General features: G+C 61.4%; 13 protein-coding genes. 4 read left to right on the top strand and 9 right to left on the bottom strand.

What is annotated here, in order from left to right:
- Window positions 1-72 precede the first annotated feature (72 nt).
- A complete protein-coding gene (locus tag NKH97_RS28840; RefSeq protein WP_352775665.1) occupies window positions 73-1,281 on the top strand; it encodes a DUF2865 domain-containing protein in 1,209 nt (402 codons plus the stop codon).
- On the opposite strand, the gene gltX is transcribed toward NKH97_RS28840, so the two are convergent.
- The 6 genes from gltX to NKH97_RS28810 all read right to left on the bottom strand — a co-directional run bounded on the left by gltX (window position 1,199) and on the right by NKH97_RS28810 (window position 9,491).
- Window positions 1,199-2,572 carry a glutamate--tRNA ligase gene (gltX, locus tag NKH97_RS28835; protein ID WP_352775667.1) on the bottom strand — a complete coding sequence of 458 codons (1,374 nt, stop codon included), beginning with the start codon at window positions 2,570-2,572 and terminating at the stop codon, window positions 1,199-1,201. The genes NKH97_RS28840 and gltX overlap by 83 nt on opposite strands.
- Before the next feature lie 331 nt (window positions 2,573-2,903).
- Window positions 2,904-4,109 (bottom strand): hypothetical protein, encoded by a 1,206-nt coding sequence (locus NKH97_RS28830; protein WP_352612799.1) that lies wholly within the window; start codon window positions 4,107-4,109, stop codon window positions 2,904-2,906.
- A 226-nt stretch (window positions 4,110-4,335) separates the two neighbouring features.
- Entirely contained in the window at window positions 4,336-6,141 is a 1,806-nt protein-coding gene (locus tag NKH97_RS28825) for an ABC transporter ATP-binding protein (protein ID WP_352612798.1), read from the bottom strand.
- 380 nt (window positions 6,142-6,521) lie between these two features.
- Window positions 6,522-6,932, bottom strand: coding sequence for a GNAT family N-acetyltransferase (locus NKH97_RS28820; RefSeq protein WP_352612797.1), 411 nt, complete (start codon window positions 6,930-6,932; stop codon window positions 6,522-6,524).
- 37 nt (window positions 6,933-6,969) lie between these two features.
- The gene (locus tag NKH97_RS28815) at window positions 6,970-8,646 is read right to left on the bottom strand and encodes an NAD+ synthase (protein ID WP_023810566.1); all 1,677 of its coding nucleotides are present in this window, start codon (window positions 8,644-8,646) and stop codon (window positions 6,970-6,972) included.
- Between the two features lie 128 nt (window positions 8,647-8,774).
- The gene (locus tag NKH97_RS28810; RefSeq protein ID WP_023810565.1) at window positions 8,775-9,491 is read right to left on the bottom strand and encodes a DNA-3-methyladenine glycosylase I; all 717 of its coding nucleotides are present in this window, start codon (window positions 9,489-9,491) and stop codon (window positions 8,775-8,777) included.
- Window positions 9,492-9,583: 92 nt separating this feature from the next.
- On the opposite strand from NKH97_RS28810, the gene NKH97_RS28805 reads away from it, so the two are divergent.
- On the top strand, window positions 9,584-10,147 hold the full coding sequence (locus NKH97_RS28805) for a DUF1003 domain-containing protein (RefSeq protein ID WP_023810564.1): 564 nt from the start codon (window positions 9,584-9,586) through the stop codon (window positions 10,145-10,147).
- Window positions 10,144-10,731: a DedA family protein gene (locus NKH97_RS28800; RefSeq protein WP_023810563.1), complete on the top strand. Its 588-nt coding sequence runs from the start codon at window positions 10,144-10,146 to the stop codon at window positions 10,729-10,731. The genes NKH97_RS28805 and NKH97_RS28800 overlap by 4 nt, the downstream gene beginning before the upstream one ends.
- Window positions 10,732-10,734: 3 nt before the next feature.
- Here the strand turns inward: NKH97_RS28800 and NKH97_RS28795 are convergent, their stop codons facing one another.
- The 3 genes from NKH97_RS28795 to NKH97_RS28785 form a co-directional block, all read right to left on the bottom strand.
- The gene (locus NKH97_RS28795) at window positions 10,735-11,322 is read right to left on the bottom strand and encodes a hemerythrin domain-containing protein (protein ID WP_352799261.1); all 588 of its coding nucleotides are present in this window, start codon (window positions 11,320-11,322) and stop codon (window positions 10,735-10,737) included.
- Window positions 11,323-11,362: 40 nt separating this feature from the next.
- A complete protein-coding gene (locus NKH97_RS28790) occupies window positions 11,363-11,722 on the bottom strand; it encodes a diacylglycerol kinase (RefSeq protein WP_352775670.1) in 360 nt (119 codons plus the stop codon).
- An 81-nt stretch (window positions 11,723-11,803) separates the two neighbouring features.
- Window positions 11,804-12,220 carry a GFA family protein gene (locus NKH97_RS28785; RefSeq protein WP_023810559.1) on the bottom strand — a complete coding sequence of 139 codons (417 nt, stop codon included), beginning with the start codon at window positions 12,218-12,220 and terminating at the stop codon, window positions 11,804-11,806.
- Window positions 12,221-12,628: 408 nt separating this feature from the next.
- On the opposite strand from NKH97_RS28785, the gene NKH97_RS28780 reads away from it, so the two are divergent.
- Window positions 12,629-13,702: a diguanylate cyclase gene (locus NKH97_RS28780; RefSeq protein WP_352775673.1), complete on the top strand. Its 1,074-nt coding sequence runs from the start codon at window positions 12,629-12,631 to the stop codon at window positions 13,700-13,702.
- The last annotated feature ends 117 nt before the right edge of the window (window positions 13,703-13,819 follow it).

Below are 13,819 nucleotides of genomic sequence, written 5' to 3'. Positions count from 1 at the left end.
ACTGCAGTTAACCGCGAACACGGTAGCCTTGCGGGGCTAACAGTCGGGATTTGGCAGGCGGAGTTTGGGCGGATGGCAAGCGGAGGGTGGAAGCAGGCGCATGCTGCCGTGCTGCTTGGCCTCCTGTTGTCCGCAACCTGGGGGGTGGCCGAGCCACAGGCTGCTTCGCGGGTCTGCCGCCAGCTGGAAGCCGATCTAGCCGCGTCCTCGCGCGGCGGCGGTCCGGCGCTAGTCCGGAAATACGATTCCGCAATTGCAAGGCAACATGAGCAGATTTCGAAGGCTCGCAGCCAGGCGAGCCGGGCCGGGTGCGGTTTTTCGCTGTTTGGCCGCAACCTCAATCAATGCGCCGGGCTAAACGCCACGATCGACCGCATGAATGCCAATCTCGACGCCTTGCAGAACAAGCGCGAGCGGCTGGCTGGCGGCGGCTCTCGCCGCGACCGCGGACGCATCCTGGCGGCGCTTGACGCCAAGGGCTGCCGCGACGACATCGTAGCGCCTCGGCGGACGCCTTTGCAGGAAGCCAACCGCGACGGCGGCAGCGCAAACCTGTTCAATCAGCTTTTTGGCGGCAACAGCCAGCAACTCGATATGCTTGATGAGCCTAGCCCGCCCGGCGATCCAGGCGAGGAGCGCAATGTCCGCCGGGTGCTCAACCAGCCCGGCATACCCGATTTTCCGAGCGTCGGCGGTGAGTTCCACACCTCCTGTGTGCGCACCTGCGACGGCTACTTCTTCCCGATGTCGAACTCAGCCTCGGCTGGCGATTTCGAACGTGACCAGAAGAATTGCGAATCGAGCTGCCCCGGCACCGAAATGCAGGTTTTCTACTCGCGCGGCATGGGCGACGATTCGGCCTCAATGACGTCATCTGTCACCGGCCGGCCCTACAGCGAATTGCCGACCGCCTATCTCTACAAGCAGCCCGATATATCGCGGCCGCCGGCTTGCGGCTGCAACGCCGCCGCGCAGGGTTTTCAGATCATCGCCGGCAATCCGCCGAATCCGGAACAGTTGCAACCCGAGACGGACTCCGCACCGTTCATTCCGGTGCCGATCTCCAAACCGGATCCAGGTGCCGATCCCGAAACGCTGGCCAATCAGGAAGGCGGGCTCGACCGCGAGACGATCAAGCGGGTTTCCGCCAAGCCGGTGACGTCGCCGATATCAGCCTTGCCGCCGGAACAGCGGAAGGTCAGGGTCGTCGGGCCAACGTTCCTTCCCGACCCATCAGCGGCAATAGATCTGCAAGCTCCGGCCCCGAAGGCAGTCCGGTAAGGGCTGTTCTGAGCGGCATGAACAACGCCTTGCCCTTGCGGCCGGTCGCTTCCCTGATGTTGCCCGTCCAGTCCTTCCAGATCGTCGCGGTCCAAGGTTCCTCCGGCAGCAGATCGAAGGCCTGTCGAAGGAAATCGCGGTCGTCATCGGAAAATTCCGGCTTCTCCTGCGGTCCTTCACGCAGGATACGCCACCAGTTGACCGCATCGGCCAGCCTGTCGAGATTGCCGCGCACCGCCAGCCAGAACGGTTCGGCCTGATCGCCGGAGACGCCGAGCACGATCAGACGGTCTTGTGCCTCGGCGAACGGCATGTGGTGCAGCAGCGACCGGTTGAGCACGAACAGCTCGTCCGGATCGAACTTGGCGGCGGATTTCGATGTCGCCGCCGGATCGAAGCGTTCGGCGAGTTCGCCCATCGTCGGCACCGCCGCGACATTCTCCGAAGTGCCTACCAGGACGGCCAATGATGTGACGGCCATCGGCTCGATGCCGTCCTCGCGCAGGCTCTCGATGGAGAGTGCGCCGGTGCGCTTCGACAAGCCCTCGCCCGATGCGGTGGTCAGGAGATTATGGTGGCCGAACAGTGGCGGCTCGGCAGCCAGCGCCTGGAACAGGGCGATCTGCACGCCGGTGTTGGTGACGTGGTCGTCGCCCCGGATGATATGGCTGACGCCCATCTCGATGTCGTCGACGACAGAAGGCAGCGTGTAGAGATAGGTGCCGTCCTCGCGTATCAGGACCGGATCGGAAAGCGAGGCCAGATCGACGGTTTCCTCGCCGCGCACCAGGTCGTTCCAGTGGATTTCGGTGCGTTCCGGCTGTTGTGGATCGCCTGAGAAATTGGGGAGGAGAAACCGCCAGTGCGGCTGGCGGCCATCGGCCTGGTATTCGGCGATCTGCTCGTGCGTCAGGGTCAACGCCTCGCGGCCATAGACCGGCGGCAGGCCGCGCGTGCGGCGCACCTTGCGCCTGAGATCGAGTTCCTCCGGCGTTTCATAGCAGGCATAGAGAACGCCTGCCGCCTTCAACCTCTCGACCGCGGCGTCATAGATTTCGAAGCGCCGCGACTGGTACTCGGTGGCGTCGGGAAAAATGCCCAACCAATGCAGGTCGTAGAGGATGGCGTCGGAAAACTCCTGCTTCGAGCGCGCAATGTCGGTGTCGTCGAAGCGCTGGATGAATCGGCCCTTGTTGTTCATGGCGAACAGCCAGTTGAACAGAGCCGTGCGCGCATTGCCGATGTGAATGCGGCCGGTCGGCGACGGGGCGAAACGAACGGTAACTGTCATGAACGGGGCGTACCGGATGCTTTTGTGGTTGACAAGACGCGCCCCCGCGCTGGCCGGCAGACATAGAACATGGCGGCTGGAATGAAAAGACCGGACGGTGGACGCCTCCGACGGCGCCCAGGCCGGCGGTGCCCATTTTGTGCCGGCAGCTTTTCACGATAGGAATTTTTTCTTGACTCGGTGCCCTCAGCTATGGTACATATTTGGGTATGGTTCTGATTTGCGCCAGTGACCCGCCGCACAGGCGGTTTTTTCGTTTAATGCTCCGTCAGCCTACGCGCCGGCGAAGGAACCCGTTACCCGAGTTCGCAATCCTGTCGGTTGAAGGCGATCAGCGGCCGAAATCATCGGAACTGAGGCGGGTCCAGCGGTCGCCCACCAATCCACCGATAAAGATGTCGCCGGAGCGGACCGCTTCCGTGACCTCGGCGATCCGCGAGCGGACCATCGTTCCCCCGGCATAGCGGAAGAAGACATTCTTGTAGCCAAAGAGTTGAGGTATGAATCTGGTCTGCGTCTGTCCGGTGATACCCACGCAGCCCATCTCCCATGCGGCGGCGACAAGCGCATCCAGCGTCGCGCCCCAGTGCGATCCGGATGCCTGGATCTGCAACAGGTTCGCCATGTCGCCGGCTTGACCATAAAAGGCATAACAACCGAGCATTTTGCCCGTTTCGTCGTAGGTCCCACCGAAATGAAGGGGGCCGTCGGCCCGCTTCTCGGCCGCCAGCGCAAGCAGTCGTGGCAGCTCCCCATCCTTCCAACTCGGCCGAAGAGCGTAACCAGACAGGAGGGTCGGCAGCTTCTCGGCAAATTGAACGGCATCGATCGGCTCACGATGGGTGCGATGCGACGATGAATGGAGGACCGGTGGCTCGAACCTTTTCTTCGCAAGAGCATCGAATGCTCTCGCGCATGGATCGAGTACAAGGCGAGGCAGGCCAGGCCATTTACGGTGCAGTGCGGCGGCGGCCATCGCCGCCGGCCGGAAAACATATGTCCATCCCAGACAATGCACCGGAAGGAGTTGATACTTCATCGGGCGCGCGAAGGCCAAGGATGTCCGGTTGGCCGAATCGGTCAGCTGCAGATCGAATTCGCCTTGATGCAAGGCACGCAGCAATTGGGGACCGGCCGAGCCGTCATCGGTGCCGGGGTCGGCCATGAGCGGCCCGATGATCGCCGCATTCAATGCCGCTCCATTGAGCTCGTAGCGGGCTTTCAGAACGCCGAGGAACCCACCCAGACGACCGTGCCGGTTGATCTGGACAAGAGCGTTGCTTTCCCCGGAGTGGCCGACAGGGTCGAGATAAATCTCTCTCATATACGCGGCCGTCTCCGCGATCGCGCGATCGACGAGGTGACGGCGGCGCCGGCGAAACTTCGTCAGGAAGAGTGCGGCGACGCGCTCGAGATCTTCGGCGGCGAGCGGCCGAACCAAGCCATGCTGAGATTCCAGCACTGACGGCGCAGCCAACTTCTCCTCGGCATTTGCAGAAAGATGCATCGTGAAGAACGTCCGTAGGTTGCCCTCCATCGGATATATATCAACCAATGGTAGAAACAACGTATCTCGGTCGGTATGATGAACAGAGGTCTCAAGACTTACTATCCGGACAGGACTTCACAGGCAAATCAAGTCGGCCAGAATCACGGCGCTGATCGGCGGGTTGGCCGCGGCCCTGCGATCGCATGCCCTGCTCCAGTCCGCTGACCGTGCCGGACAGAGGCGGCCTCCGGCCGAAGCTGGAGGCCGCCTCAGGTCAGCTCACAAGTCCCTTGGTCAGCTCGAGCGCCTGGCGTTCGAACAGGCGACGGTAGATGCCGCCTTTCAGCCGGATCAGTTCGTCATGCGAGCCTTCCTCGACGATGTTGCCGCGATCGAAGACCAGCAGGCGGTCCAGCGCCCTCACCGTCGAAAGCCGGTGCGCGATGACCAGCGTCGTGCGGCCGACCATCAGCCGCTCCATCGCCTGCTGGATCAGCACCTCCGACTCCGAATCGAGGCTCGATGTCGCCTCGTCGAGGATCAGGATACGCGCATCGGCAAGGAAGGCGCGCGCGATCGCCACGCGCTGGCGCTCGCCGCCCGACAGTTTCACGCCGCGTTCGCCGACCAGCGTGCCATAGCCCTTCGGCAGGTTGGTGATGAAGTCATGCGCACTCGCCAGCTTCGCGGCATGCTCGATCTCCTCCTGCGTCGCACTCGGCCTGGCATAGGCGATGTTTTCGGCCAGCGACCGGTGGAACAGGATCGGCTCCTGCTGGACGATGGCGATCTGCCCGCGCAACGAGGCTTGCGCCACCTGCGAGATGTCCTGGCCGTCGACCAGGATTTCCCCCGCATTCACATCATAGAGCCGCTGGATAAGCTTGACGAAGGTCGTCTTGCCCGACCCGGAATGGCCGACCAGCCCGACGCGCTCACCCGGCGCGATGTCGACCGAAAAGTCGCGGTAAAGCGCCGATCGGTGATGGCCATAGTGAAAGGTGACGTTGTCAAAGCTGATCCGTCCTTCGGTGATCCGGATCGGCTTGGCACCGGGCCGGTCCTCGATGCCGAGCGGTTCGGACTGGAAATCGACCAGCTCTTCCATATCGTTGATGGAGCGCTGCAGATTGCGGATATGCGTGCCGATATCCCTGAGATAGCCCTGCAGCACGAAGAGCGAGGTCAGCACGAAGGCAACATCGCCGGCGCTCGCCTGCCCCCACGACCACAGCATCAGCGCCAGGCCGATCACCGCGGCGCGCATGACCAGCAGCAGCACCCCTTGCGTGGTGCCGTTGATGGTACCGCGCACCCAGGTGCGCCGTGTGCGCGCACGCCATTTGGCGACGACCTTGGCCAGTCGGCGTTCTTCGCGCTCCTCGGCGCCAAAGCCCTTGACCACGGCGTTGCAGCTGACCGCGTCGGCCAGCGAGCCGCCGAGGCGGGTATCCCAGGTGTTGGCGAGCCTTGCCGCCGGCGCGACATAGCCAAGCGACAGCAGCGCCGTCACCGTGATGAACAACACCGAACCGGCAGCAACGACCGCACCCATCAACGGCCAGAACCAGCCGAGCAGCAACGTCGAGCCGACCAGCATGACGACCGACGGCAGCAGCGCGATGAGGATGGTGTCGTTGAGCAGGTCGAGCGCCCACATGCCGCGCGTCACCTTGCGCACGGTCGAGCCGGCAAAGCTGTTGGCATGCCAGTCGGTGGAAAAGCGCTGGACGCGATGGAAAGCATCGGCGGCGATGTCGGCCATCATCTTCAACGTCAACTCGACGATCCCCATGAACGCAAGGTTGCGCAACACGACGCCGGCCAGCGCCAACGCCATCAGCATCGAGAACGCCATCAGCGCGGCATTCCAGGCAATCGCGTCGGCGCCGGCGCTGCTGGCGACGGCGTCGACCAGCCGGCCGGAATAGAGCGGCGTCAGCACATCGGCCAGTGTCGACAGCAGGAAGCTGCCCATGATGAGCGAAAGCCGCCACGGCTGGCGCCGCCAATGGGTAAGCGTGAAGCCAAGAACGCTGCGAAAGGCGCTCGCGCGCAAATCGATCTTAAAACGAGCCATGATGTCATTCGGGCACAAACGAGCCCGATCCCGGTAGGTCGAAAATTGAAGAAGCCGCGCAAGGGGCCAATGAGTGCCCGGAAAGCGGAGTGGCATATTTGGCGTCTCGCCCATAATCGGGCGGCGACCGGCATCGGCATAAGCCTGTGCTCGATCCGGCATCAGCACGAAGGGCAAACCTTCGCTGAGCGCCGGATGAGACCTAGGCTTCGCGGCCTCGCATTACCATGTGAAATACTGCCATTCGGACCTCCCGCAAGACAATTGCGGAGGGGTCCTTATAGAGACGCTCCGATGCATCGCCAAGACGGGCTGACGCCAAAAGCGTATCTGGTCCAACCACTGCGATTATTTTGCAACAATGGCGGGCAAGCCGCGCCTCATTCAGAAACGCGATCGAAGCGCATGTAGCGGCCATCGGTTGATGGCTTGAACCCGAGCTTTTCATACATGCCATGGGCATCGCTGGTCGACAGGCTCCAATGGAAAACGGTCCTGACCTCCGGATGGTCGATCAGGGCCTGGACGAGCCGGCTGCCTATGCCCTGCCCGCGGTTCTCCGGCCAGACGATGATATCGGCGAGATAGGCGAATACCGTGCGGTCGGTGATCGCGCGGCCGAAGCCGACTTGCTTGCCATCGACATAGGCACCGACGCACAGTGAATTGGCAAAGGCGCGGCGATGGACTTCGTCAGTGCGTCCGGCGCCCCAATAGCTTGCCATCAACAGGTCCGATGTCGCACGGAAACCGATCCGTGACATGTCGAAGCTGATTTCACAATCGGGCATGGCTGTCTCCGGCCGCACCGCCGCGCGCTTTCGGTACTTAGCTGCGATCCCTGAAACGATTGGTGATGGGATAGCGGCGGTCGCGGCCAAAATTCTTTTTGGTGATCTTCACGCCCGGCGCCGCCTGCCGTCGCTTGTATTCTGCGATGTAGAGCAGGTGCTCGATGCGCGTCGCTGTCGCCCGGTCATGGCCGCGCGCGACGATATCGTCGACACCCATCTCGTTCTCAACCAGGCATTCGAGAATATCGTCCAGCACCGGATAGGGCGGCAGCGAATCCTGGTCGGTCTGGTTCTCGCGCAATTCCGCCGATGGCGCCTTGTCGATGATGTTTTTCGGGATCACCTCGCCCGAGGGGCCAAGCGCGCCCGGCGGCACGTGGCTGTTGCGCCAGCGCGACAGCGCGTAGACCTGCATCTTGTAGAGATCCTTGATCGGATTGAAGCCGCCATTCATGTCGCCATAGAGCGTAGCGTAGCCGACCGACATCTCGCTCTTGTTGCCGGTGGTGACGACCATCGAGCCGAACTTGTTGGAGATCGCCATCAGGATGGTGCCGCGCGCGCGGCTCTGCAGATTCTCTTCGGTGATGCCTTCCTTGGTGCCTTCGAACATCTGCGTCAGCGCGTGCAGAAACCCTTCGACCGGCTCGAAGATCGGCACGATGTCGTAGCGGCAGCCGAGCGCCCGCGCGCAATCCTCGGCATCTTTCAGCGAGTCCTTCGAGGTGTAGCGGTAGGGCATCATCACCGCGCGCAGGCGTTCCTCGCCGAGCGCATCGACGGCGAGCGCCGCGCAGATCGCCGAATCGATGCCGCCGGACAGACCAAGCACCACATTCTTGAAGCCGTTCTTGTTGACGTAGTCCCGCAGGCCTAGCATACAGGCGCGATAGTCGGCCTCCTCCCGGTCCGGGATTTTCGACATCGGCCCTTCGGAACAGACCCAGTGATCGCCCTGGCGTTTCCATGTAGTGACGTCGACCGCTTCCTCGAACTGGCTCATCTGGAAGGCAAGCGTCTTGTCGGCGCCAATGGCAAACGAGGCGCCGTCGAAGATCAGCTCGTCCTGGCCGCCAAGCTGGTTGGCATAGATCATCGGCAGCCCGCATTCGATGACCTGGCGGATGACGACCTGGTGGCGGACATCGATCTTGGCGCGGTAGTAGGGCGAGCCGTTCGGCACCAGCAGGATTTCCGCCCCGCTTTCGGCCAGCGACTCGCAGATATCGACATCGCCCCAGATGTCCTCGCAGATCGGAACTCCGATGCGCACGCCGCGGAAATTGACCGGCCCCTGGATCTCGGGTCCGGCCTGGAAGACGCGCTTCTCGTCGAACTCGCCGTAGTTAGGCAGATCGAGCTTGTAACGTTCCGCGATGATCTTGCCGCCATCGGCGAAGACGATCGAATTGTGCGTGCCGCTCTTGCGCTTCAACGGCGTGCCGATGATGACGCCGGGACCTCCATCCGCGGTGTCGGCGGCAAAATCCTGTGCCGCCTTTTCGCAGGCTTTCAAAAAGGCCGGCTTCAGCACCAGATCCTCCGGCGGATAGCCGGCGAGGAAAAGCTCGGTATAGAGCACGAGATCGGCGCCTTGACGTGCGGCATCCGCCCTCGCCTCGCGGGCCTTGGCGAGATTGCCTGATATGTCGCCGACAGTCGGATTGAGCTGGGCGACGGCGATGCGCAGGATGTCGAGCTTCTTGGTCATGCCTGCTGACTTAGCGCGGCAAAATTGCCCGGGCAATGGCGTTCGTTTGGACCAATTCGGACCGATGACATACGTCAACCGTGTACGGACCGATCAACGTACTTCAATCGTGGCGATACGACCAGGTATCAGTCGTCGCCCATATATTCGCGCAGCGCTTGCGGCGAATGGTTCTCGCCGATCGACATCGCCAGGATGCGTGAAATATGCCGGCGCGGCAGATGCGTCTCCGCTGCCCATTGGTTGATTTGCCTCTGGATCTTGTCCAGGTCCTTCTTCGAAGTCGGGCTTTCGGCGATGTCTAGGCCGGCGTCGCGCAACGCCGCGGCCATATCGCCCGAGATGACGAACGCATCCCAACCCAGCCAGCGCAGGAAATACTGGCCCGTATTGCCGCCCAGCCGGCTGCCATGCTTGCCGAGCCAGGCCATCAGCCCGACCTGGTCGTCAGCCGGCCAGTTGGCGAGGAATTGGCCGAAACCGCCATATTCCTTCGACACGCGCTCGACGAAGGCAGCGTTGTCGCGCACGGATCTGATCTTCTGCGGGTTGCGCACGATGCGCTGGTCCGCCGTCAGATCGTGCCAGAAATCATCGGGCTGGAACAACAGCCGCTTCGGCTCGAAGCGCAGAAACGCCTCCTCGAAGCCCGGCCATTTCTGCTCGATGACGCGCCAGACGAAACCAGCGGCGAAGACGCGTTCGGCCATAACAGAGAGAATGCGGTCATCGGCGATGTCAGCCACGGCGGCATTGTCAGGCGCCGGACCCAGCAGCGACGTAAGTTCCTCTTCGCCGCCCTTGCGTTTTGCGGCGCGTGCGCGAATTTTCTTGAAATCGGCCATTGGTCCCTCGGCAACTGGAATCAATCTAACACTTCCCGTGTGAGCCGGCAGCCTCTACCTCTTACGGCAAGCCAAAGACCCTGGAGATGGCCATGAACAAGACGATCGACGACCTGGCGAACCGCTGGCTCAAGCGGCGGCCGGACGGCCTCAGCCAGCTCGAAAGCCGGGTGCTGCAATCGACGCTCGAACGGACCACCATCTCGCGCGACACCAACAAGGCCGTCGCCTTCCACCAGACCTTCGGCGACCGGCTCGCCGACACGATCGCCCGCATCGGTGGGTCATGGTCCTTCATCCTGACCTTCATCGCCTTTCTGATCCTGTGGACATCAGGCAATGTCTGGCTGCTGTCGCGTGACGCCTTCGATCCCTACCCGTTCATCTTCCTCAATCTCGTTCTGTCGATGGTCGCCGCCTTGCAGGCGCCGGTGATCATGATGGCGCAGAACCGCCAGACCGAACGCGACCGCATCGACGCCGCCCACGATTACGAGGTCAACCTGAAAGCCGAGATCGAGATCATGGCGCTGCATGAAAAGCTGGATGAACTGCGCCACGGCCAGATTCTCGGTATGCGCGACGAGATCGTGCAGCTGACCGAAATGGTCAAGCGGATCGACGAAAGGCTGTCTTCGCAGCAGTCGGCTTCATGACCGACGCAATCCATCATTTCATCGAACAATACGGGCTGCTCGCGGTCTTTATCGGTTGCGTCGCGGAGGGCGAAAGTGCCGCCATCCTTGGCGGCTTCTTCGCCCACCAGCAGGTCTTCGTCCTGTGGCACGCGGTTCTTGCGGCCGCGCTCGGCGCCTTCGTCGGCGATACTTTCTTCTTCATCCTCGGACGAAGCTTCGCCGACCATCCCTATGTCGTCAGATTGCGCAAACGGCCCGGCTTCCGCCGCGCCTTTCGGCTGCTCAACACCCATCCCGACATTTTCGTGCTGTCCAACCGCTATATCTACGGCATGCGCCTCGTCGGCGGCATTGCAGCCGGGCTTTCCAACATTGCCGCGCCGCGCTTCGTCATCCTCAACGCGCTTTCATCGGCGGTCTGGGCGGTACTGTTCGGCACGATCGGTTATGTCTTTGGACTGGGAGCCGAGCACGTCATCGGCCAGGCGTTGATGCATCACGAACGGTTGCTGATCGGGCTTGGCATCGGCCTGACCGTGGCCGTTCTGGCATGGCTCGTCGCCCGTCACATCGCCAGGAAGGAACGCGCCAGGGAGGGCTGATCGTCAATCCACGCCGAGCGCCTGATCCCCCCGATCGAGGATAAGCGGGATGATCAGGTCTTCCTCGTCGGCAAGATGCCTTGTCAGCATGGCGATCAGCCGGCTGTTTTCGTCGGCATAGGCGTCGGCGGCGAAGCGCTGTCTGTCTTCGCTCTCCTGAAGCGTCTTGATGAACGCGTTGGCCGCCTCGGCATTGCGCTCCAGCCCTTCATGAATGGTGTGATGGTCGGCATCGAGAATCTCGAAGCCGCGCTTCAAACGGGGCTCGGCCTTGGCGAGGACCGGAAAATATTGATAATCCTCGACATTGTGGTGACCGTCGAGATGCCCAAGAAAATGATCGAGGCGCGGCGCGAACCAGCGCGCGAAATCAGGCGCCGTCAGCCGTCCCTCACGGTAGTCCCCAATACCGTTGGCCAGCATGCCGCCAAGTTCGCGGAACATGTCGTGCCGCTGCAGCCACATATTGGCGATGCCATGGATGTTGGCATGGTCCTGCCAGTTTTCACGCGGGTATTTTTCGACGAGCCAGCGCAGATCGTCTGGCAGGCCAGCACGCTCAAGAAGCAGAAAGCTCGTGGCTTCGGACATGACAGTCTCCTTTGGTGACTGGCATGTAGGCATCGAAAGGCTAGATCGGTAGTCCCGTCATCCGCTCGATAATGGCGATACCCCAGACGCCGGCGACGATGAGCACCGAAATCAGCACCGCCAGCGAACCGCAATCCTTGGCCAACTGGATATCGACATTGAACTCGCGGCTGAAAGCGTCGCATGCCGCCTCGATGCCGGTGTTCAGCACTTCGACCATGATCAAGAGCAGCACGGCGCCGATCAGCAAAGCATAACCGCGCCACGAGATCGAAACGAACCAGCCGAGCGGCAAGGCAAGCGCCAGCAGCATCAGCTCCTGCTGGAAAGCCTTCTCGCTGGTGGCCAGCTTGCGAAACGCCCGCACCGAATTGAAATAAGCATCGATCAGCCGCTGCATGCCAAACCCCTTTGCGAATCACCGGCACGGGATAATGCAATGGCTGGCCAGATCAATGGAATAAGGTGACTTGTCCAAGATTCATTCAGCAACCGGTATGGACGGTGTCGACTTTTCAAACTGCGGCAGCCCGTCGTCGATCGAATAGTAGTCACCCTTGTCACCGACGAAGATATGGCATTCCCCCTCAAGACCTGTCGGCTTGTCGAACGATCCCGCCATGACTGAAACGTAGTCCTGGTCTCGCGGCTTCCAGAACAGCACCGATCCGCATGCCTTGCAGAACCCACGCCTGGCGAAGGTAGAGGCTTCGTACCAGGTGATACTTTCCGTGCCCTCGATCACAATGTCGGCGTTGGCAACATTGGTCGCGGCATAGAAATGTCCGCTCTGCTTGCGGCATTGCGAGCAATGACAATAGACGACGCCACGCAGCGCTCCGTGCGTTTTGAAGCGAACCGCTCCGCACAGACACGATCCCGTGTGATTGTCGCTCATTTCGACCTCCTCGAGGAAAACTCTGCCTCAGCATCGTCGTCAGGATTCCAGCTTTGCGACGACCACACGCAAGCAAATGCGACATGTACTGGCGTGGTGAACCCGAAATTCGGTTTCATTTTCAAGAGCGCGATGCGCGAATTTCGGATTCAAAGCCACCAAACTGGCGTCGTTTTCGATTATTGGGTGCGCAAATTTAAGCTTTTACAGCCGCAGGTAGAGAAAAACTGTGGAATCTCGGCAAATTAAGGAAACTTTAGCGCTGGCGCATTTATGGTCATGGCAAGCGAAGGTCGTGGGTGGGGACGCATCCCTTTGCAAGTTGTTCTGGAGTCGGTCGCATTCCCCAGGTCGGCGACAAAGGGAACCCGCGAATTCTACAGCGGAATCCGAGGGGAAGAATCAAAAATGCAGCCGGCAGCTCTTCCGACCGAACGAAGCACCGACATCGCGGCCAGTGTCGTTGCCACAATGCGCCAGCTGGGCGTGCTCAGCCTGCCGCGCAACTACGAGATTTTCTACGAGGCGCTGAGCGGCACCAATCGCGAACTCAGCCTCGCCGTCGTTTCGCTGAGCAGCCGGCCGACACAAGATGAACTGGACCAGATCGGGCGCACTTTCTTTGCCCACAACCATGGTCCGGGCATCGTCGAGCATGCCAGAGACGTCATCGCCAGGGAGCTCGAGGAGGTTGCTTCGTTGCTGCGGAGCGAGCGCAGCCACATCGAGAAATACGGCAGGATCCTCGATGAGACATCGAGCGGCCTCAGCGGCCGCAGCCTTCTCTCTCAGGATCTCCTGCAGAAGATCGCCAACGCCATGGCGGTTGCCACCAATTCGACGATCGATCACGGCCGGCAGGTGGCCTCGACGCTCAGCGACAAGACGGCCGAACTCGAGAGCGTCAAGTCGAAGCTTGAGGAGTATAAGCGGCTGGCCGACACCGATCCGTTGACCCATATCTGGAATCGGCGCGCCTTCGACAAGGAGATCACCAGGATCTACAACAGCAACAGGGGTATCCTGTTCAACGCCCTGGTTCTTGTCGACATCGACCGCTTCAAGGATATCAACGACCGCTATGGCCACCCGGTCGGCGACAAGATCATCCAGAGCATCGCCGATATTTTCCAGACCAGCATTCGCGGCGACATGTTCGTCGCCCGCACCGGCGGCGAGGAGTTCGCGCTGATCATCGAGGGCGCCAGCGAGAACGCCACCTATGACGTCGCGGAGCGTATTCGTGCCCTGATCGCGCAGACGCCGTTCACCAGCAGCCAGACCGGTACGAATTACGGCACCGTTACCGTCTCGATGGGTATCTGCATGGCGTCCGAAGCCGAAGGACCCGAAGATCTCTACACCAAGGCCGACCGGGCGCTCTATCGCTCGAAGGTCAGCGGCCGCAACCGCGTCACCAGGCACTCGACGATGGCAGGCCCCCGGGCCGGCAAGAGCTGGCTGCTCTACAAGAAGGACTGACAGTCCCTGCCCGCTGGTGCCGGGAACACTGGACTAGATGTTTGATCCCAGGCTTTGATGGTGCATACTTTTCGTCCGAATCAAAGGATGCGCTATGGGCCAGGTTCTTCATGGGAG

The sequence above is a fragment of the Mesorhizobium sp. M0870 genome (genome assembly GCF_040319775.1).
In the GTDB taxonomy this organism is placed as follows: Bacteria; Pseudomonadota; Alphaproteobacteria; order Rhizobiales; family Rhizobiaceae; genus Mesorhizobium.
Note: the sequence above shows the minus strand (reverse complement) of the source record. Positions and strands in the feature narration are given on the sequence as shown.